Origin of the sequence: Rhodococcus sp. NPDC056743 (genome assembly GCF_042790355.1) — a bacterium.
Taxonomy (GTDB): Bacteria; Actinomycetota; Actinomycetes; order Mycobacteriales; family Mycobacteriaceae; genus Rhodococcus_F.
Map to the genome: position 1 here is coordinate 155,066 of NZ_JBHTZI010000005.1, position 20,523 is coordinate 175,588.

The window sequence follows — 20,523 nt, forward strand, 5'->3', positions numbered from 1 at the left end:
GGAGCTGCGGGCTACGTGGTCGCCGGGCGCAGCGCCTCTCGGACGACGCAGCGCGTGCCGGTATAGATGGTGGGCATGCACTTGTTGCAGTGGACGCACAGTCCTTCGGAAACCGATTCCGACTGAAACTTGTTGATCAACTGTGGATCTCGGAGTAGCGCCCGAGCCATGGCTACAAATTCGAAGCCTTCGTCGAGTGCGCCCTCGATGGTGTCGACGCGATTGATACCGCCGAGCAGGATAAGTGGAAGGTTAAGGGCCTCGCGGAACTGGCGGGCGAAGGGAAGGAAAAAACCTTCCTCGAAGGGGTACTTCGGAAAGAGTGTCGGGCCGTACAGTTTGAGGCCGTAACCCACGAGTTTGGGCTGGGACGCAACAAATTCCGCCATCGGAACGTCGCCGCGGAAGAAGTACATTCCGTTGAGAAGTGAACTGCCGCCGGTCAATTGCATGGCGTCGAGATGGCCGTCGACCTCGAGGATCTTGGCGATGGGCAGACTCTGATCGAGCCACAACCCTTTGGGAACGCCGTCGGACATGTTGAACTTCGCGGTGACGGCAACCGAGGGTCCGGCTGCCCGCCGGACGGCTTCGATCACCCGACGCGGATATTCGGCACGCCTGGCGACGGTTCCGCCGTATTGATCGTGGCGTTTGTTCAGGTTCGGGCTCATGAACGAACTGAGCAGATAGTTGTGGCCGAGGTGTACCTCGATGGCGTCGAATCCGGCGTCGACGGCAATGCGTGCGGTGCGCTCGTAGTCGGCGACAACCCCGTCGAGTTCCGCGAGTGTTGCTCCCTTGACGAGTCCCATCGCGGGCGGACTCAAGCGCGTCGACGGAGCCAGGGTCTTGGTTTTGTTGGAGAGGGTGTTGGCAACCAGTCCGGCGTGGCCGATCTGCGCGGCCGCAAGTGCTCCTTCGGCGTGGACCGTGTCGGTCAGACGGCGCAGTCCGGGCAGTGCCTTTTCGTTCATGACGAGGGTGTCGCGGTGCACGCGACCACTGGGTGAGACGGCGCAGTACGCGACGGTGGTCATGGCAGCACCGCCGCGAGCGACCTCGGCATGGAAGTTGATCAGGTCGTCGGAGATCGCTCCCCGCGGCATCACACCTTCGAAGGTGGCGGCTTTGATGATGCGGTTCTTCAAGGTCAGGGGCCCGAGACGGGCCGGTTCGAAGATCGTGGGGGTCATTTTCTTCTTCCTGCTTCGGCGGATCCATTACGGTGCCAGTGGACTCGTATATATGACGATATAGCGCCGACGCCAAATCTGTTCGACAATTCGAGACGATGAACACCACAGGATCTGGTCGCCCCCGAGACCCACGCATCGACGACACAGTCCTCGAAGTCACCCGAACCATGCTTCTCGAGGTCGGTTGGGAGCAACTGAGCCTGCGCGCGATTGCTGCCCGAGCCGGAGTCAGTCGGGCGTCGATGTCGCGTCGATGGTCGTCGAAAGCTCATTTGGTTCTCGGATCGATCCTCGGCGCCACCCCGGATCTGACGCCTTTCGCGGGAACGGATCGGGAAGGGTGGATCCGCTGGGTGGTGGCCGGTAGCGCGCAGTTGTTCTCCCGGCCCGAGGTTCGTGCCGCGGCGCCTGGCCTGTTGGCAGCATTGCGCGATCACGACGATTTGCGCAACGAATTGTGGCGCGGTTTCAGTGGGCCGAGTACTCAGTTGTTTCTGGAAGATTCGGAAGACCGTGACGGTGCATTGTTGGACGCAAAAGCTGTGCTCGTGATGGCGGCGGGAGCTGCGATGTTTTCGAGTCTCATTGCGGTGGAAGATGATACGGAAGCGCTCCGCGAACGTATCCTGGCGATGTTGCTGCCTGCCGCCGAGAAATGAACGCCGAGAAATGAACGCCGAGAAATGAACGCTGAGAAATGAAGACCGAGAAATGAACTAGCCGATAGTGTTGACGGACAACGTGTTCGGGTTGTCGGCTCTGCAATCGGGGCCGACCGCGAGAATGGTGATCTGACGTGGCTGCGTACCGCGTAGCAGGAGAACCACGGCTGGGTTGCCGTCGACGGTGACCTCGCCCGAGCCGAGAACTGGTTCATCTGCGGAAAATCCGTTTGCCTGCAGGCAACCCGCCAGCTCGAGTGGATCCTCCAGTGGTCCGAGAGCTTTGGATCCCATCAAGGCAAGGAAGCTCTCGAGCGCCGGGTTCTCGCTGACGGTGGGTGTCGGTTGCGCCGTGACGACGGTATCTGGCTCGGCGGGGCGGACTGCAATCAACACCGCCACAACGGCTATGGCAGCTGCAGCAATACTGCCAATCAATATCCGACGACGCGAGCGATTGATGGATACCACCGTCGAATCGGAACTGCGTTGCTGTTCCCACTCGTCATCCAAGACGGCGTGAATGCGAGTTGCCAACTCGGGTGGCATGGGTTCGTGCGCGGCGAAGCGCTCATCCCATGTGCGCAGTGAATGACTGACGTTGTCGAGGTTTCTGATGAACGCCAGTGCTTCCGGGTCCTCTTCGACGACGAGCCACAAGGCAGCACTGGTTTCCGGATCGAGAACATCACCGTGAAGATCGGCCAGTAGGTCTTCGGAGAAAGGTGGGGCGGGAACGTACGAGTCGTTCACGAGCCTCCCCTTTCTGCGCGCGGCCACCTGTTCCGGTGCTCACAAGGATTAGACGCGCCGACGTCACGATCGGTTCCCGCCGCCACCGAACTCGGCCAGTTCTCCGGCCAGGCGCTTGCGGGCGCGAGCGCAGCGACTCTTCACCGTTCCTACGGGGATGCCCAGCCGAATTGCGGCCTCGGCTACGGGATAACCCTCCATGTCGACCGCAACGACGGCAGCGCGCTGTTCAGGTGGCAGAAGCGCCAAAGCTTGATCGACGGTCATCCTCATGTCCACAGCTTCGACATGATCGTGGGAATCGCGTGGTTCCTCCGCATTGTCGGCAGAGAGCGAAAAGGCTTGGCGTGACTTGTTTCGTCGAATCCGATCCAGGCACGCGTTGACAACTATCGCGTGCAGCCAACTCCGCACCGCGGCATCGCGGCGGAACTTGGACGCGTTGCGATGCGCGGACAGCAAGCCTTCTTGCAAGGCATCACTGGCGTCCTCGTCCGAATAGCTGGTACGCCGGGCAACGTGCCAGAGATGATCCTGATGCCGGGTCAGCAATTCACGGAAAGCATGTGGATCGCCCGCCACATGTGCTGTCAGTAATTCGACATCCGTTGCCTCGCCCCCGGTGCCCCCCCGATAAGTGTGCACGGGCGGATGTTAGCCCAGGAGTGGGGCTTCCGGAGGGGTCAGGGACGGGCTAACGAGCAGCGTTGAACGTTATGTCCGAGATGGCTGTTTGGTTTTGTCCGGATTGCGTGCTGAGTTCGGTAATCCAGATGAGAACGTACTGACTCGGGCTGTCGGTGGTAACCGGAATTTCCGTTACACCGTTCTTCAAAGTTCCGGTCCCGATTTGCTTCGTCTGATCGAGAGTTGTTCCGGCAGAAGGGGCAGAACGGATTTCTACGACGCTACCCGGCGAACCGGACGTGATGGCAACGTTCTTCAAAGTCGCGGCGTCGTCCAGCGTGACCATCAGGCCGACGCCGTTCTTCAGCGACGGGAAGGGCTGGAAGTACGCGTCCGTGGACCACTCCGTTGCGGGGTTTCCGTCGATGGCGTTCTTTGCCGTAGCGGGCTGATCCGGGGTGCCCTGCGGTGAGAACACAGCCACTGCGGACGCACCGATCGGAGCCGTGGCAACCAGCGGGGTGGGCGCCGAAGTTTCCTCGGGCGCAGACGCTTCCGTGGTCAAGCCGAAGCTCTGTTCACTCAGCGGAGTATTGGAACTGCTACCGGACAGGAAGCTGGCCACCCACACGCCGAGCAGGATCAGCACGATCACGGTGAAGACGCCCAGCGCAGTCAACGCGGCAAGCATGCGCGTCGACTTCTTTTTCTCGGCTTCGATCGCCTCGGGATCCGTCAGAGCATGCCCGGAGTTGCCAGGGTCGCGATGTCCGAGGCGTAGGGCCGGAATCAGTTCCGTCTTGTCATTGACTACGGACGCCTGATCGAGAATATGTTGCACCGTTGCGGCAGTACGGATTCCGCTCTCTGCCTGCAGGGCGCGCGTGGCAACGGCCGAGATGTCGAACGGCACCTCGGGACGGATTCCCCGCACCTCGACGGGGTTCCCGGAAGCATCGCGGCCGGCCGGTAGCAACCCACCGACGGGTCCGGCCGACGGCTCCGCCAGCGGCCACCGAGCCGTGATGAGGGCATAGAGCATGGCGCCCAGACCACGAACGTCGCTGGTGGAATCCGCGTCGGCAAGCGTTGCGGGGAACGCCAGTACGGCGTCGCCGTTGATGCTGATGCGCACCCGATCGGGGTGATCGATGGACAAGGCACCACCAGAGCGGTGAGCTGCCTCGGCAGCAGCTGCGAGGCTGCGGATCGCGCGCGCCGCACCGATGGGCGACGGCGTCGTCTCAGCCATTTCACGCAGTGATCGGCCGGGCGTCCACTCTGCGACGACGATGCCGCCCGAGCTGCCACGAACGACGTCGAGGACGCGGGCGAGGCCGGGCGAGTTGATTCGTCCCAGACGCAAGGTACGGGAGAGCACAGCCTGCGGACCGGACTGCGCGTTGTCGTCGCCGCGCTGTTCCGCGTCGACAAACGTCAGGGCTACTTCGCGATCGAGTTTGACGTCGAGTGCTTCCCAGAACTGCAGTCCGCGAGTTCCACCGTGCGGCGCGAGCAGACGGTAGCGACCACCGGCGACCGAGGCACCCGGAATGAGCTTCGGTCCGCGGGGAGCGGGCCGGGATGCAGATGCAGGTGCGGATGCAGGTGCAGCCGGAGGCGTCTTGGCAGATCCGGCGGGCGGCACTGCTTTGTTCGGCACGGCCTTGGGGGGCTCAGGCTTGAGTGCACGTGTCTGCGGCGCCTGCTGCGGTGCTTGCTTCTGCGGCGCTTGCTGCTGTGGTGACTGCTTCCGGGGAGCCTCTGCTCGCGGCGCAGCCGTAGGCGCCGCCCCGGCCGACGTGGACTCTTTCACGGCAGAAGTTCCGGCATTCTTGTCGTCAGAGACCTTGTCGTCGCTCACCCTCGCTCCTTCACTTTCGGTTGCCCATCCCCGATTCTGTGCGGGTTGCGACCTTGTGGTTCCAGGACCAGGGTACGGCAGCGCACCTGGTCGTTCGTGCTGGTTCGATTCCGTTCGCACGGCCGGGATCAGCTCGGTTACAGCATCGTCGTCACGCTGCGCCGCATTACCGGTGGCCGACTTCGATGCCGGCTCGGGGCGACCCAACACAGAACGAATCTTGCGGGAGACGGCAACCGTTACCGAGCGCACTTCGGGGATCTTCTTGAAGTACAGGATCGTGAAGGTGATGGCGAGCATGAGAATGCCGCCGACAGCTACGCGAATGAAGGATCCGGGACCACCCAGATTCTCGGTGAGTTTGTGGAATCCGAGTACCCGGTCGACAGCAAGCATTGTCAGTGAACCGGCCAGAGAGGCGAGTACGACGGACCACACAGTCTTGCCGACGTTGGCCATCTGGAGGTTTCCGAGGCTGCGGTGCAGGAGGTACCCGCCGATGACAGCGCCCGTGATGTAGCCGAGGCCGTTGGCCGCACCGAGCAGGATCACGACCTGATCGGTATCGGATGCAACCAGGGGGACCAGAGCGGAGAAAACGATCTTCACAGCGGTGATGCCGAGAACGATCCACGTCGGTGTCCACGCTTGTTCGCGGGCGTAGAAGACGCGGAGTTGGATCAGCACCAGGGCGTACGGGATCAGGGTGAACGCGGACCAGCTGACAGCGGTACCGAGGCGCTCGGCCTGCTCGGGGCCGAAGCGGCCGTAGCCGTAGAGCGCTTCACCGACCTGGGGTCCCATGAAGGTCAGGAACATGATGATCGGGACAAGCGTGATCATGGTCAGACGCGTCGCGACGGAGAGGTCGTCGACGACGGCCGGCGTGTCGTCGGCTGCGGCGTTGCGGCTCAGACGCGGCATGATCGCGGTCAGAACCGTCACGCCGAGGACGCCGTACGGCAACTGCAGCAGCAGCCAGGCCTGGCTGTAGATCGCGGGGCCGGCTTCGTCGGCGTGCGAGGAAATACGCGTCGCGAAGATCATGCCGATCTGGCTGATCAGGACGTACAACACGATTGCGACGGCCATACCGCCGAACTGACGTAGACGGTCGTCGAGACCCCAGAGAGGCTTGAGGGAGATGTTCTCGCGTCGTAGCGCAGGGATGAGGCTTGCGGCCTGCACGATGACGCCGACGGTGATGCCGATACCGAGAGTGAGCAGTTTTGCGTCACCCATCGAGACTGGATCCAGCGAGATCTCACCCGGAGTCAGGCGGTAGATCACGAGCACCACGAGGACGACCATGTTGTTGAGCACCGGCGCCCAGGCGCCGGGTTTGAAGACTTGACGGGTATTGAGGAACGCCGTGAACAGCGCAGACAGTCCGTAGAACAGGATTGCCGGCAGCAGCAGATAGGAGAGGGCGGTCGTCAGGTCGGTGCTGACCTTGCCGTCTTCGGACAGGAAGACGTATTTGGTGAGCAAGGGCGCGGCAACGGTCGCGAGCAGAGCAGCCATGCCGAGAAGGACAAGAGCTGCCGTGAAGAGGCGTCGGATGAAGGCTTCGCCCTTGTCCTTGTCCTCGCGTTCGGCCCGGACCAGGACGGGTACGACGATCGCGGTCAGAACTGCGCCGAGGACCAGTTCGGCGATCATGTTCGGGATCTGGCTCGCGATGGTGAACGAACTGGCAATAGCCGGCCCGAGGACCATCAGGATCATGAGCTGCTTGGCGAATCCCGTGATACGGCTCGTGAGCGTCGCGATGGCGATGGAACCCGTCGCGGCGAGAAGTCGGGAGTTGGTTTCCTTGCGGTCGCCGGCTTCGACGTGTGAGTCGGGATCGATCTCGCCGGACTCGGCGACGGTCCGACCCGCCAACTCCATTTCCGCTTCTCGGTACCGCGGGTAGTCGCGGATCACCGGAATGGTCATGGTGGGTGAGTCGTCGAAACGTGCGTCCGGGTTGACCGGCTGGATCGGGTACCCGCGTTCCCACGGTGGCATGCGCGGATGTGACGCGGTTGCGGTGCTCCGGCGCGTGATCGCGGACCGTTTGCCCTCAGGCGGATTCCCGGTCATGAACGTTTGTACCCTTCATCAGCTGGGTCAGGCTGACCCCGATATCGATGCCACAGCCGTCGTCCGGCCAAGAACAACAACAATCCTCCTGCTGTGGCAGTCACAGCGGCCAACGGACGACCGTATGCATTCGACCGTACGGTCACGCTGGTCGGCGTGCCCAATTGGAACCCGTCGGTGGTGGTGAGCGAGAAGTTCACGACCACCTTGCGAGAATCGTTCATTTCCGCTGGCACAGTCAATTGTCGGCTACCGCGTGGCGGCAATTGTTTGGGACCGATGTCACTGATCTTCATTTCCGGCGGCGCGTCCACCCGCAGGTTGACGTTGATGGCGATCGGCAGTTCGTTGCGAGCCACGAGGAGCAGCGGGCTTTGTCCGGACGCCAGTGTGTACACGCCGCCCGGCGATACAACGCTGACGGCTTGATAGAGGCCGTTGACGCTGGTGGTCACGTTGCTCGCGCGGATGCTTGCAGCGCGTTCGGCGTTGCGGACAGACAAGATATTGGTGTCGCGCCGATTGGCAGAACTCATCGCGCGCAGCAGGTCCTCGCGCAGCGGCGCTGTGAAGGATCGCGGAGTGAGTAGAACCTGCGGGTCGTCGACGAGTGAGAGTTCCAGAGCGTCGATCCGCGGTAGTTGGGCCTGTGCGGTGTCGATGACGGATGTTTGCGGACCGTCCTGAGTTGCCCGCTCCGGATATTCGAGAGTTGCCGTGTCGGCGGAGCCTGGTTGTGTCCCGAGCAGCGCCGGAAGGGACTGTGGTGTCGCCAGGCCGGATCGGATGAGCGTGGCGAGCATCGACAGCATCGCGCCGGCGTCGTTCGCGTCGGCGCTCCACAGTTGCGGCGGCGCCAGAATCTGATTGCGCGGCACGGCGGTGGGAGTCAACGCGGACCACGCCATGGCACCGAGTGCGTCCTGGCGCCGGGCAACCCGCGATTCCGTTTCGAGTTGCGGCGCGGTGTCCTCGTCGATGTACGACGGTGTCGACGGGTTGGATCCGGTCGCGGCAAAAGCTGCGGCCGCCGCCGTGTCGAAGGCAAGTGCGTCGACGGTGTCGGTGATGCGGGACGACAGTTGCGCCTCGCTCGAATCCACGGACGAGGCCGCGACGAGGGTGGTTGTCGGCCGGGTGCTCAGTGTGTCGACGGTGACGGAATCGAGGACGCCGGAATCCGGCCACACGAAATTGCGGAGCGAGGTCACACCGAGAATGTTGTCGACGATGTCGGCCGGTCGGTCGATGGCCGTCGCCGTCAGTTCAGGATGGGCGACGGTACCGACTGCCGCGAGATCTGCCTGCGCAAACGGGACGGATGTCGTGCACATCGATGCTGCCAGCGTCTTGATTCGTTGCAACCAATTGGACGCAGCATCCTGTCCGCGACCGTCGTGGGCGGGGCCCGAGGGGTCTGCCGCGTTGTCGACGACCAGGTAACCGCGGGTCATGTTGTCGACCGTGATCACCAGGTCCGGGTCGATGGCGAGGCACAGTGAATCCCGCACCTTGTCGTCGGCGTCGATCTCGGGCTTCGTGGCGTTTTCGACGGCGTCGACAAGCGCGTCGAGGCGTCCGCCGTCCGAGAGTTCGGTGGCGAGGTCGTCGTTGATCAGACGGACCGGGTCATTGACGGATCCGGGGATTCCGCCGACCAGGCTGGGAGCAGTAGCGAGCGGCCACATCATCGTCACGCCGACGGGATTCGACGTATCGGGCGCCACGACGGCTGTGGCGGAGGTGCTTGCGGAGGTGCTTGACGTACTGGTGGCGGTCGTGCCGGGAACACCCAGAACCGGGAGGAGGAAACGCGCGTCGTCGAGTCGCGCCGCGCCGCCGTATTCGGGGGTGCCGTTGACGTTGACAAGTATCGGATAGACGCCGGGTTCGGAGATCTCGAGTGAGGTTTCGGTAGTGCTGCGCAGTGGCAGTGAGAGGGTGAACGGTCGGGATTCACCGCGCTCGAGGGTGGTGGCGACGGTGTCGAACTCGCCGACCGTGTCGAAGATGGCTTGGTCGAATTCGAGGGCATCGCGTACGTCGGCGGCGTTGTCGATGGCCGGCGCTCGTTGCAACCGAACTCCGACGTCTTCGACGGGGCGGTCGCCGACGTTCTTGACCGTGCCTTTCACCACCACGGTGGGAGTGCTGGTTGTCGTGATGGTGGTCGGTGTCGTGGATTCGATGGACAGCTCGAGGAACTTGCCGTCGGTGCTGGTGCGCGGTGCCTGAACGTGTTTGTCGCCCGAGGTGGGGAGTGCGTGCGCCGGACCCGCTCCGAGCGATCCGGTCACACCGACAGCGGCCATCACCAGAGCGGCGATGCCAGCTCGCCGTAGAGCCATTTTCATCCTGCGTCCGGTTCCTTCGGAAGCATGGGTGCCTGTGGCATCTCGGCGATCATCTGAGCGGCAAGTTCTGCCAGTTTGCGTTCATCGGCGTACGCGAGGCGTGAGTGCAGTTCCGCCAGCGGTACCCAGGCCACCTCGGTGACCTCGACGTCTTCGTCGGACAGTTCGCCGCCGAGGAATCTCAAGAGATAGTGGTGCACCGTCTTATGGACGCGTCGGCCCTCGGTGACAAACCAGTAGTCGATGCTGCCGAGTGGCGCGAGGACGGTGCCCTGAATGCCCGTTTCTTCCTCGACCTCACGCATAGCAGTCTGCTCGGCGGTCTCGCCTTGCTCGATGTGTCCTTTGGGCAATGACCACAACAGACGACCACGGCGGTCGGTTCGTCCGATCAGTGCAGCACACAGGCGTTCCGGCGGCCCGCCCCAGCCGTCGACGACCAGTCCGCCTGCTGAAGTTTCGCGGACGGTACGCATCGGGGATCGTTCAGGATTGCCGACGGCAGGACGGCGCCGCGAGTTGCGGCGGCTCCTGTTCGTTCGTTCGGCACCTGACACCTCATCGATACTAGTTGGCATCGACTAGTTGGCCGGTAACCCGCGCAAACCGGGTACTCGCGTTGATATGCGCGGATATGCGCGTTCTGCTATTTGTGCACCTTAAGTAAGCTCAATCGACGTGACTGCCCCTACCTCCGATGCCGATCGCCGTGCACGGCTCCTTGCCGACGCTTCCAACACATTGCGCACGCTCTCCGATGTGTTGACGCCACTGGGTGAGCGCTTCGCAGCGGCCGGCCACGAGCTGTACCTGGTGGGTGGCAGCGTGCGCGACACAATCCTGGGCCGGTTCAGCGGTGATCTTGATTTCACGACGGACGCGCGCCCCGAGAAGGTGCAGGCTCTGCTCAAGGGCTGGGTCGACAAGCAGTGGGATACCGGGATCGACTTCGGCACGATCAGCGCCATCAAGGACGGCCAGGAGATCGAGATCACGACGTTCCGGGCGGATGCCTACGACCGGGTGTCGCGTAATCCGGTAGTCCGGTACGGCGAGAATCTTGCCGACGATCTGGTGCGGCGCGATTTCACGGTCAACGCGATGGCTATGGCGATAGGCGCCGACGGTTCGTTCACGTTTGTCGATCCACTGAACGGCATGGACGCTCTGCTGGCCGGGGAACTCGATACGCCGTCGGCTCCGGAGAACTCGTTCAACGACGATCCACTGCGGATGCTGCGCGCCGCGCGGTTCGTGTCTCAGCTTGGTTTCACGTTGAACAATCGCGTTTTCGACGCCATCAAGGACATGGCGTCGCAGATCGAGCGGATCACGGCTGAACGTGTGCAGACCGAGCTCAACAAGCTCATGCTCGGTATGTACCCGCTGGACGGCATCAACGTCATGGTCGATTCCGGCTTGGCTGATTACGTGCTGCCCGAGATCCCGCAGATGAAGCTCGAGATCGACGAGCATCACCAGCACAAGGACGTCTACCAGCACTCGCTGACGGTGCTGCAGCAGGCCATCGACCTCGAGGACGGCGATCCGGACCTCGTATTGCGTTGGGCTGCACTGCTTCACGACATCGGCAAGCCGGATACCAAGCGCAACGAGCCCGGCGGCGGTGTCAGCTTCCATCACCACGAGGTTGTCGGTGCCAAGTTGGTGCGCAAGCGTCTGCGTGCCCTCAAGTTCTCCAAGCAGATGGTGGACGACATCTCGCAGCTAGTGTTCTTGCACTTGCGTTTTCACGGCTACGGCAAGGGGCAGTGGACCGACTCTGCCGTACGACGGTACGTCACCGATGCCGGTGAATTGCTCCCCCGGTTGCACAAGTTGGTGCGCGCCGACTGCACCACCCGCAACAAGCGTCGGGCCGCGCAGTTGCAGGCCACGTATGACGACATCGAAGAGCGGATCGCCCGCATCGCCGAGCAGGAAGACCTTGCTCGGGTGCGTCCGGACCTCGACGGCAACGCCATCATGGAACTGCTGAACATTCCGGCCGGTCCACAGGTGGGTAAGGCGTGGACCTTCCTCAAGGAGTTGCGTCTCGATCGTGGTCCCCTCGATCGGAACGAGGCTGAGGCCGAGCTGTTGAAGTGGTGGGCTGCTCAGCAGTCCTAGCTCTCCCGTTTTCTGCGGTTGATCAGCACCGCCGACAGTCCGCAGGCGTAGACGCCCGCACCGGCAAGGGCCAAGCCGATGCTCTTGCCGTCGGGTGCGATCACCGTCGACGCGGCGGCGATCGCACCGATGAAGGCGACGTTGAACACGGTGTCCTGCAAGGCAAAAACCTGGCCACGACGGTCGTCGTCGATGTCGATCTGCATCGCGGCGTCGCCGGCCAGTTTCACGGTTTGACCGGCAATGCCGAGGAGGAATGCGGCGATCAGGAGTGATCCCTGCGTCAGCGTGGTGACAAAAACGAGTTGGATGAGCACCGCGGCGGTCAGTGCGTAGGTGACGGTTCGAGAGCGACCGAGCCGCGGAATCACGAACGGTGTGATCAGTGCGGCGATCAACATCCCGATGGCCGTAGCGCCCACGGCAACACCGAACCCCGCCATCCCACCAGGTAGCGCTGAACCGTTCGACGTGTCCCGAAGTACCAGCACCATGATCAGAGTGTTGATGCCGAAACAGATTCTGTGCGCACCGATTCCGAGCATCGTGGTGGTGACGCCGGGGGCTTGCCAGACGGCGGTAGCCCCGGTTTTCAGACCGGTCAGGACGGAATGAAGCGCACTGGCCCTGGTTCTTTCCGAGCTGGTAGGGCCAAGTGATCTGGCGGTGAACCGTGCTGCGGCCAGAGCCGCGACAGCCGACCCGACGGCCGCGCACGCGGTTGCGATCGCGGAGGCGCGATCACCGGCACCCACAATCCCGATAATGCTCACCGCCGCCGTTGCACCCAGGGCCGACACCACTGAACCTGCGGTTGTGAGAACGGAATTGGTGGCCACCAACCAGGATTGTCGGACCACCTTCGGTAGTGCGGCCGAGACACCGGCGCCAACAAATCGGCTCACCCCGATCGCGGCCAACGCACACAGCAGCAGCGGCGTGTCCCCTCCCCCGGTAGCGAGCAGAACGGCGGCCGTCAGGATAAGCAGACCGCGCAGAACACTCGCCCACAGCAGGACGAGACGCCGATCGAGGCGATCGAGTAGCGCACCGGCGAAGGGTCCGATAATCGAATAGGGCAGCAGCAGTACGGCAAACCCCGCCGCAATGGCCACCGGATCCGTTTCGCGTTCCGGGTTGAACAGGATCGCGCCGCCCAATGCGGCCTGAAACAACCCGTCGCCGAACTGGCTCGAGAACCGGACAAGCGCCAACCGTCCGAGGCCCGGGGATTCGCGCACGGTGTGGAGCGTCCGCGACCAAGCCTCGCGGCGGTTCGAGGCTGGGGTCATGTAGGGAAACTCTAGCGGGAACCGAACTACCGGCGGTCGAACCGGTCTCGCAGTGCCTCGAGGCCCACCAAGTACACGTTGTCGCCGAAAGCGTTCTCCACGACGGGGATGATGTCGTCGGCTCCGTCGTAGGTGGCGGTCCATCGAACTTCACAGCCGTCAGGAGCCGGCACTACTTCGATGCGCGCAATGTAATTGTCGACCGCGAGCGGTTGGTCGAGCACCTCGTAGCTGTAGGTTCGGCCACGATCGTCATGTTCGATCAACTCTTCACGTGCCACGACGTTGCCGTCGACGATGAATCGGCGGACGGCGCCGGGTGTGGTCGGGTCTGCGTTCTCTTCCATTTCGGAGGGTGGCACGCGCGGGTGCCAGGCGGCGAGCTCGTCGAATCCTTTGATCACAGACCAGATCTGGTCCGGCTCGGTAGGAAGAGTGGTCGTTCGAAGAAGCGTGGGCATAGGTACCTCTCTAGTGCTTCGCGTGGTGTGAGGTGGACACTAGGGAGCTGGTGCAGCGTGTGGTGACGGAAATCCCGGTCATCGGAATGGTGGGTGCTCAGGCTGCCGCGCTGCGGGCCTGTTCTGCTCGCCACCAGTCGACGGTCTCGCGCGCTGCTTGATCGAGCGGTGTCGGTGTAAGTCCGAGGAGGGTCTCGCTGGCAGTCGAATCCATGACAAAGGGCTTGGTGAACTGGTAATTCATCTCTGCCAGTTCGCGGGTGTCGGCGTGTACCTTGCCGACGGTGTCGAGAACCCAGGCCGGGAGTACTCCCACTTTGGCGGCGGGGGCTCCCGCAGCGTCGGCGAAGGCTGCGGCAATGGTGCGTTGGGTGAGTGCGGGTCCGGTGGGCGCGTGCAGGACGGAGTTCCACAGTTCCGGATTGTGTGCCGCGGCGATCATTGCCGCCGCGAGGTCGGGCACGTAGGTGAAGGAGTGCGGCTGATCTGCCGATCCGATCACCCGAATCTTCTTTCCTGCCATCACTTTCGGGACCACGCGCTCGCCGGCGTGAGCTGTGCGCACGTAGGGGCCGAAGAAGTCCGACGCCACTACGCTGACGGTGGGGGTGGTAGAGGCTTCGCGGGCTCGCAGTAGCGCCGCGCGCACTCCGCGCTTGCCGCCGGTGACGTTGCGTGGGTCGGATTCCGTCATCACGGTATCGGAGTTGTAGGCGTAGAGGCTTTCGGGGAACACCACAACGGCATTCAGCGAGGCTGCGACGTCGAGGACGACTTTTTCTGCTGCGGGCAGTTCACGTTCCCAGTCTGCGGCGTTGTAGGCGGCGTGAATGCAATGGTAGATCGCGGTGGCGCCCTCGGCGGCGGTACGTAGGGCTTCTCGATCCGACACATCGACGCGTCGACGCTCGATACGGGGATGCTGGGGTCCGTTTCCGGATCTGGTCAGGAGACGGACATTGATGCCATGCTCGGCGAGTTGTAGCGCCACGGTGGATCCGACTGGTCCTGCGCCGGTGACGATTTCGAGGTTCGACATGATGGCTCCTGTCTGAGGTTCGTAGTTAGAGAGCACTGCTCTCGATTTCTAGGATGCGCCTCGTGGACAGGAATGTCAAGAGCACTGCTCTCTTTTATCTACATTGCTCTCGTTTGTTGGCTCTGCTCTCGGAATTGAGGCAAGCTGTTCCCCATGGCCGGTACCCCCCGCGAACGTGCGCGCGAACAGACCTTGCAGGACATCACCCGGATCGGACGGGAACACTTGGCGGCGGTCGGAGCCGCGGCTCTGTCGCTACGTGCGGTGGCGCGCGATCTGGGCGTCGTATCCTCGGCAGTTTACCGTTATGTGGCAAGCCGTGACGAACTGCTCACCCTTCTTGTCGTGGATGCTTACACCGAGTTGGGCGGCGAAGTTGATGCTGCAGTGAATGCTGTTGCAGCAAAAGACTATCGGGGCCAGTTTCTGGCTTTGGGTCGTACGGTACGGGCTTGGGCGGTACGCGAACCCGCCAGATACGGATTGCTGTTCGGCAGCCCGGTGCCCGGCTACAACGCGCCCGGCGAGCAGACCACCGGGCCGGGCACGCGGGTGGTTACCAGGCTGATCGCGATAGTCGACAGTGCTTATCGGGCGGGCGCGCTTACGTCGTTCGCCGACGCGGCAGTTGGTGAACCCTTGATGTCGGATCTCGAACGTGTGCGCGCGGAGCTGGGCGTCGAATTGCTGCCGGCGGCGATCACCCGCGGAACCTTGGTGTGGGTGTCGCTGTTCGGTTCCGTGAACTTCGAGGTGTTCGGGCAGTACGGATCGGACACCTTCACCGAACCCGCCGAGCTTTTCGAGCGGCACCTCGCTTTGCTCGCGGAGATGGCGGGCTTGGAGTGAGATGATGTAGATGTGTCGCACGCAGAAGAACCCGAAGACCGTATGGCCTGGATCGAACCCGAGGTTGGGCCAGGCAGCTTGTTGGTGTCGTCTACCGACCTCGTCGAACCTGCGTTTCGCCGCACCGTCATCTACATGATCGAACACAACGACGCGGGAAGTCTTGGCGTCGTGATCAATCGGCCGAGCGAGACGGCCGTGCAGAACGTCCTTCCGCAATGGGCTCCACTGACCGCCAATCCGTCTGCCCTGTACGTCGGCGGACCGGTGAAACGTGATTCCGCACTGTGCCTGGGCACGGCGCGCAACGGGGCCGTCATCGACGGTGTCGCCGGGTTGCGCCGCGTCGACGGCAAGGTGGTGATGGTGGATCTGGATTCCGATCCCGACGTGATTGCTCCGCTGGTCGAGGGAATCCGTATCTTTGCCGGATACTCGGGGTGGACTGTGGGACAGCTTGATTCGGAACTCGAGCGGGACGACTGGATGGTGACTGCTTCCTTGCCGTCGGACGTCGTGACACCGTCGCGCATCGATGTGTGGGCCCGGGTGCTACGACGCCAGCCCTTGCCGCTGGCCATGTTGGCCACTCATCCCATCGAGGTCGATCGGAACTGATCAAGCCGGCGCACTGACCTAGCCGATACTGGATCTAGCCGATACTGATCGGATCACGGTTCGCGAAGCGTTGCGCCAGCGCCGCGCACACGATCAGCTGGATTTGATGGAAGATCATCAGCGGCAACACGATCAGGCCGACGGGTTGACCCGCGAACAGGACAGCGGCCATCGGTAGACCCGTCGCCAAGGATTTCTTCGATCCACAGAAGATGATGACGATCTGATCGGGTAGATCGAAGCCGAGCCTGCGCCCCGCGACGGTTGTCACCGCAAGCACTACTGCCAGGATCACGCAGCACACCACCGTCAGGATCACGATCTGCCAGATCGTGATGGTGCTCCAGATGCCCTCCTTCATGCTCTCGCTGAAGGCGGCAAACACAACAAGGAGAATGGATCCGCGGTCGACGTATTTTGTTGGCTCTGCATACTTTTGAAGCCAACCGATTACCAGTGGCCGGATCAGCTGACCGACGATGAAGGGGATCAACAGCTGTACGACGATGTCGAGGATCGACGAGAAATCGACGGTTGCCTCGCCGGTGGTGTTCATCAGCAAGACCACCAGGAGCGGTGTGATGAAGACGCCGATCAGGTTGGAGAACGACGCACTGACGATCGCGCCCGCAACGTTTCCCTTGGCAATCGAGGTGAAGGCGATCGACGACTGAACCGTCGACGGAACCAGGCACATATAGAGGATGCCGGTGTACAGCTCATCGCTGATGAGGGTCGGCGACAGGATTCGCAGTGCCAGGCCGATCAGCGGGAACAGGACGAACGTCGACGCCAACACGACGCTGTGCAGCCGCCAGTGTTTGACGCCCTTCCACGCTTCCTGCGGCGAGAGGCGGGCGCCGTACAGCAGGAACAGGAAACCGATGGCGATCTTGGTAGCCCAGTCGAGCACGGTCTGCGCTGTGCCCGATACCGGAAACACACTTCCGAGCACTGCGGCGATGATGATGCCGAGGATGAACCCGTCGATGTAGAACCTACTGAGAAACTTCACCTGGCTAAGGATAACGACGTGCGGCGCGGGCGTTGAAGATCATCACGACCAGGCACAAGAGTGCTCCGATGATCGACAGTTCGATGATCGCGGTCTGCATTCCCTGGATGGTGATGGCGATGCCCGCGAGAATGGACGGTATCGCCAGACCTGCGTAACTGACGGTGAAGAACGCAGCGAGGATCGCGCCGTGGCTTTCGCGGGCGTGTGCTCGCGCCGCGGCGTTGACTCGTTTCATTCCGCCTGCAAAAACCAAGCCGTGCCCGGCGCCGACCACAACGGTCACAACACTCAGCAGCGCGAGGCTCGGAACGATATCGACAACAAGTAGTCCGATCATCCCGAGCGCAAGAATCCCGAGACCGACAATGGTGGACGCCAGGGGGTCCATTCTGCTGCCGCCGAGTTGAGCGATCACGGAGCAGATCATGACGAGTGCGGCTGCGCCGCCGGCCAGCAGAAGGTTGTTGATGCCGAGCAGGCTGGTCATCCAGGACGGGACGACGGATTGAAACAGGCCCACCGCGCCCCACGAGAGCGCGACCGCAAGTGAACTGAGCCAGAACGTGCTCGAGATGACTGCGGGAACGCGGGGAATCTGGAACAGGCTCTTCGGACGAGCGGTCCTGGTGCCGCGAGGCAGCAGCAACAGAACGATCAGGGCGGGAACAAACGCGACAAGGAAAATCAGGTACGGCAGGCGCAGTGGTTGGGGTAGGTACTGCGCGATTGCGCCGGAGACGAGGGGTCCCAGTGCGCCGCCGAGCGCACCCGTCACGGTGGAGACGAGGGCCGCGCGCCGGTGATCGAACGCCGGTTCCTGTTCCACGAGCGCCGCACTGCCGGCCGCGCTGACCGCGCCCACAGCAATTCCTTGCGCGATCCGGCCGAGAAACAGCCAGACGGTGGCGTCGGCAAAGGCGAGGACGAGGGTTCCGGCGACGCTCAAAGCCAGGGACATCAGGAGCACGGCGCGTCGGCCGAGAAAGTCGGAGAGTGGACCGAAGAACAGCAGGGCCGGCACCAACCCGGCGACGTAGACGCCGTAGATGAGCGTCTGGATTGTCGGCGTGAATCCGAACTCGCTGCGGTAGAGCCCGTAGACGGAAGTGGGCATATTCGCGCCGAGCAGGATCACGGTGAGGACGTAGCCGACACCGTAGAAGTGCCGGTTGGTCCGACGGGTGGCGGTGGGCGCGGTGGGTGCTGTCGTGGACGTGGGAAGCCCCTCCTCGGATATGAGCATCGTCCTGAAAATACATGGGTCGTCCTACGTATCCTAAGGGAGTGGAACGAACGGCGCGAATGCTGTGAGGATGGACAGATGACTGTGGTTCGCAAGGAAACTGTGGTTCGTAAAGAATCCGCGTACGAACAATCCCTCGAGTGGATGCGTGCGCAGATCGCCGACGGTTCGTGGACCGTCGGCAATCGAATCCCGACGGAGCCGGAACTGATGAGTGTCCTGGGCGTCGGGCGGAACACTGTCCGTGAGGCAATCAAGACTCTGACATCCACCGGCGTTCTCGAGATCCGGCGGGGATCGGGCACTTTTGTCCGCGCGCGTACGGATATCGGCGGACTGTTGGGCCGGCACGCCGCGGTCGAGGAAATGAAGTACGTCTTCGAGGTGCGTCGGGCGCTCGAGATGGAGGCGGTCCGATTGGCGTGTGAACGGCGAACGGATGAGGACGTCCGGATCCTGCGTGAGCTGGCGGAGAAACGAGACCTCGCCGGGGACGATTTTGTCGACGTCGACCTCGGCTTCCACATCGCGATTGTGGAGGCCGCGCACAATCCCGTTCTGAAGGACTTGTTTGCCGGCATCCTCGAAACCGTCCGCGCCACCTACGACGTGACGGAGGGTGTGCACCCGCCGTCATTGACCTCGCTGCATCACCGCGGTGTCGCGGCAGCCATCGCGGACCGAGATGTCGACAGAGCCCGCAGCGCCGCGTGTGGTTATCTCGAGAAGACGAAGGAAGCGATCGGGTCGAGTGCGGTCGATTAACCGCTCCGGGCGTCTAACCGCGCAGGGCGTCGGCGAGGCTGTTCAATGCGCCGGCGATGTCGTCGGCTTTCGGGGTGGTGATGGTGAGCTTGTCGCCGCCCGCAAAGGTAATGACGACGGCGGGGCCGGTGCGAGTGACGATGCCGTAGTTGCGACGGCCTTTGCTCTTGAGTCCCCAGCCGCCGAAATCCGCAAATGGTTTGATCTCCGCGACCTTGGCTCCGACAACCTCGTCGACGCCGTAGGTCATGGCAGGCATGCCCATGTTGAATACCGTGATCTCGGTGGTGTCGACAACAACGCGGAAGCGAACGAGGGTCACGCAGAACACGGCAAGCATGAGGAACAGCGCCGAGAACCAGGTCGAGCTGAGCAGTCCGAGGATGATTCCGGGAGCCACCATGATCAGCCCGAAGATGACCGAACCCTTGGTGGAGAACCCGACATTGTCGGTAATGGGCAGTGACGCGTTGCCGCGGGGCAGGGCGCGGTTCGGAGCTTCGGTCGCTGTAGTGCGCGGGCGATAGTCGCGTAGCAACGACGCTCCGAGCAGGCCGACGACGCATCCAACGAGCGCTCCGGCCGCGAGAGCTCCGATGGGGGCGGGAATGGACGACGGGTCGACGACATCGAGTTGAGCGTGCAGTGCAGCAATCTGACCGCCGGCGATGATCCCCACCACGATCAGGCCGATCACGATCATGAATCGCCGCATCATCAGCGTCGCGGGCGCAAGAGCTGCGATTGCCGAGAGCCCACCGCCGAAAAGAATCGTCAGAAGTGCCATCGTCCACGCGCTGGTCATGGGCGTCGCAAAGCCGTCGGCCGACGTCATGGACCAGTGCGTGGCGATCTTGTCGGGAAGGCGGGGTTCCCACAGTTGTGTGAGTACGACGCCGCCGAGCGCGCACAACACCGGGATCAGGAGACCGAAGACTGCTCCGGCGGGATCAATTACACGATGTTTCACGTGAATCAATGAGTGGGCTGGCAAGCATCCTTGAGCGCGCAGGCACCGCAGGAACCGGTGCCGCAGTCGGCCGCATTTGCCTTGGCTTCGGGGGTTTCCGCGGCAGGTTCTGCTCGGGCAGGTTCTTCAGTGTGGCCGCAATTGCAGTCGTTGCCGCAACCACTCTGCTCGGGCAGGGCTGCCGCCGCGCGGGCTCCGATGCTGCCGCCGAAACCAGCGGTGAACACTGCGCCCACCACGGCGACGAGAGCGATGCCGAGGCCCATGGCGGTGCTCATCGTCAGTGCGGCGATTCCGCCGAGGACGAGGAGGCCGGCCGCAGCGGCCATCGTCGGGCCTGCCACCTTGTTGGCGAGCGCAAACGATTCTTCGCTTCGCAACGTATCCGGGGTCCGGATACCCGCCCAGCGGTTACGCGGAAGCTTGCCGATCAGTCCGGCAACAGCGACTCCGCCAACGGCAAGAGCGAGCACGAACAGCACTACAGCAACAACGATCACCCATACAGGATAGGCGCGAGTGGAGTTGATGGTATGCCCGGGTGGCGCAGGCTCTACCCTGGTTAACGGTATTCAACGGCAGCCAAGTAGA

18 protein-coding genes are annotated in these 20,523 nt (G+C 62.9%); 5 read left to right on the top strand and 13 right to left on the bottom strand.

Translation table 11 applies throughout. The features are described from left to right. Positions 1-11: 11 nt before the first annotated feature. On the bottom strand, positions 12-1,196 hold the full coding sequence (gene nox, locus ACFRFQ_RS12945; protein ID WP_378657807.1) for a 4,4'-dithiodibutanoate disulfide reductase: 1,185 nt from the start codon (positions 1,194-1,196) through the stop codon (positions 12-14). A gap of 98 nt (positions 1,197-1,294) precedes the next feature. Here nox and ACFRFQ_RS12950 point away from each other — a divergent pair, with 98 nt between their 5' ends. Next, complete coding sequence (locus ACFRFQ_RS12950) at positions 1,295-1,858, top strand: helix-turn-helix domain-containing protein (protein ID WP_378657811.1); 564 nt, start codon at positions 1,295-1,297, stop codon at positions 1,856-1,858. Positions 1,859-1,915: 57 nt separating this feature from the next. Here ACFRFQ_RS12950 and ACFRFQ_RS12955 read toward each other — a convergent pair whose 3' ends face one another. The 5 genes from ACFRFQ_RS12955 to ACFRFQ_RS12975 all read right to left on the bottom strand — a co-directional run bounded on the left by ACFRFQ_RS12955 (position 1,916) and on the right by ACFRFQ_RS12975 (position 10,023). Further along, a complete protein-coding gene (locus tag ACFRFQ_RS12955) occupies positions 1,916-2,614 on the bottom strand; it encodes a hypothetical protein (RefSeq protein WP_378657813.1) in 699 nt (232 codons plus the stop codon). A 63-nt stretch (positions 2,615-2,677) separates the two neighbouring features. Further along, on the bottom strand, positions 2,678-3,259 hold the full coding sequence (gene sigM, locus ACFRFQ_RS12960) for an RNA polymerase sigma factor SigM (RefSeq protein ID WP_378657816.1): 582 nt from the start codon (positions 3,257-3,259) through the stop codon (positions 2,678-2,680). Positions 3,260-3,308: 49 nt separating this feature from the next. Further along, positions 3,309-7,193 carry a murein biosynthesis integral membrane protein MurJ gene (locus tag ACFRFQ_RS12965; RefSeq protein ID WP_378657819.1) on the bottom strand — a complete coding sequence of 1,295 codons (3,885 nt, stop codon included), beginning with the start codon at positions 7,191-7,193 and terminating at the stop codon, positions 3,309-3,311. Next, positions 7,190-9,541, bottom strand: a complete 2,352-nt coding sequence (locus ACFRFQ_RS12970; protein WP_378658565.1) for a DUF6049 family protein — start codon at positions 9,539-9,541, stop codon at positions 7,190-7,192. The genes ACFRFQ_RS12965 and ACFRFQ_RS12970 overlap by 4 nt, the downstream gene beginning before the upstream one ends. A 2-nt stretch (positions 9,542-9,543) precedes the next feature. Then, positions 9,544-10,023, bottom strand: a complete 480-nt coding sequence (locus ACFRFQ_RS12975) for an NUDIX hydrolase (RefSeq protein ID WP_138871171.1) — start codon at positions 10,021-10,023, stop codon at positions 9,544-9,546. Between the two features lie 202 nt (positions 10,024-10,225). On the opposite strand from ACFRFQ_RS12975, the gene ACFRFQ_RS12980 reads away from it, so the two are divergent. Further along, positions 10,226-11,677, top strand: a complete 1,452-nt coding sequence (locus ACFRFQ_RS12980) for a CCA tRNA nucleotidyltransferase (RefSeq protein ID WP_378657823.1) — start codon at positions 10,226-10,228, stop codon at positions 11,675-11,677. On the opposite strand, the gene ACFRFQ_RS12985 is transcribed toward ACFRFQ_RS12980, so the two are convergent. The 3 genes from ACFRFQ_RS12985 to ACFRFQ_RS12995 form a co-directional block, all read right to left on the bottom strand. After that, a complete protein-coding gene (locus ACFRFQ_RS12985; RefSeq protein ID WP_378657826.1) occupies positions 11,674-12,969 on the bottom strand; it encodes an MFS transporter in 1,296 nt (431 codons plus the stop codon). The genes ACFRFQ_RS12980 and ACFRFQ_RS12985 overlap by 4 nt on opposite strands. A 26-nt stretch (positions 12,970-12,995) precedes the next feature. After that, positions 12,996-13,430, bottom strand: coding sequence for an SRPBCC family protein (locus ACFRFQ_RS12990; protein ID WP_378657829.1), 435 nt, complete (start codon positions 13,428-13,430; stop codon positions 12,996-12,998). A 97-nt stretch (positions 13,431-13,527) separates the two neighbouring features. Continuing rightward, positions 13,528-14,469, bottom strand: coding sequence for an NAD-dependent epimerase/dehydratase family protein (locus ACFRFQ_RS12995; protein WP_378657832.1), 942 nt, complete (start codon positions 14,467-14,469; stop codon positions 13,528-13,530). 153 nt (positions 14,470-14,622) lie between these two features. Between ACFRFQ_RS12995 and ACFRFQ_RS13000 the strand changes: the two genes are divergently transcribed. Then, complete coding sequence (locus ACFRFQ_RS13000) at positions 14,623-15,318, top strand: TetR/AcrR family transcriptional regulator (protein WP_378657838.1); 696 nt, start codon at positions 14,623-14,625, stop codon at positions 15,316-15,318. Between the two features lie 12 nt (positions 15,319-15,330). Beyond that, positions 15,331-15,936, top strand: a complete 606-nt coding sequence (locus tag ACFRFQ_RS13005; RefSeq protein ID WP_378657841.1) for a YqgE/AlgH family protein — start codon at positions 15,331-15,333, stop codon at positions 15,934-15,936. A gap of 34 nt (positions 15,937-15,970) precedes the next feature. Here the strand turns inward: ACFRFQ_RS13005 and ACFRFQ_RS13010 are convergent, their stop codons facing one another. Together ACFRFQ_RS13010 and ACFRFQ_RS13015 are read right to left on the bottom strand one after the other, a co-directional pair. Further along, on the bottom strand, positions 15,971-16,951 hold the full coding sequence (locus tag ACFRFQ_RS13010) for a bile acid:sodium symporter family protein (RefSeq protein WP_378657844.1): 981 nt from the start codon (positions 16,949-16,951) through the stop codon (positions 15,971-15,973). A 4-nt stretch (positions 16,952-16,955) separates the two neighbouring features. Continuing rightward, positions 16,956-18,197, bottom strand: a complete 1,242-nt coding sequence (locus ACFRFQ_RS13015) for an MFS transporter (protein WP_378657847.1) — start codon at positions 18,195-18,197, stop codon at positions 16,956-16,958. A gap of 78 nt (positions 18,198-18,275) precedes the next feature. Between ACFRFQ_RS13015 and ACFRFQ_RS13020 the strand changes: the two genes are divergently transcribed. Then, positions 18,276-18,962: a FadR/GntR family transcriptional regulator gene (locus tag ACFRFQ_RS13020; protein ID WP_378657851.1), complete on the top strand. Its 687-nt coding sequence runs from the start codon at positions 18,276-18,278 to the stop codon at positions 18,960-18,962. 13 nt (positions 18,963-18,975) lie between these two features. Here ACFRFQ_RS13020 and ACFRFQ_RS13025 read toward each other — a convergent pair whose 3' ends face one another. Together ACFRFQ_RS13025 and ACFRFQ_RS13030 are read right to left on the bottom strand one after the other, a co-directional pair. Beyond that, positions 18,976-19,932 (bottom strand): DUF1648 domain-containing protein, encoded by a 957-nt coding sequence (locus ACFRFQ_RS13025; RefSeq protein ID WP_378657853.1) that lies wholly within the window; start codon positions 19,930-19,932, stop codon positions 18,976-18,978. A gap of 5 nt (positions 19,933-19,937) precedes the next feature. Further along, positions 19,938-20,432: an SdpI family protein gene (locus tag ACFRFQ_RS13030; RefSeq protein ID WP_378657857.1), complete on the bottom strand. Its 495-nt coding sequence runs from the start codon at positions 20,430-20,432 to the stop codon at positions 19,938-19,940. Between the last annotated feature and the right edge of the window lie 91 nt (positions 20,433-20,523).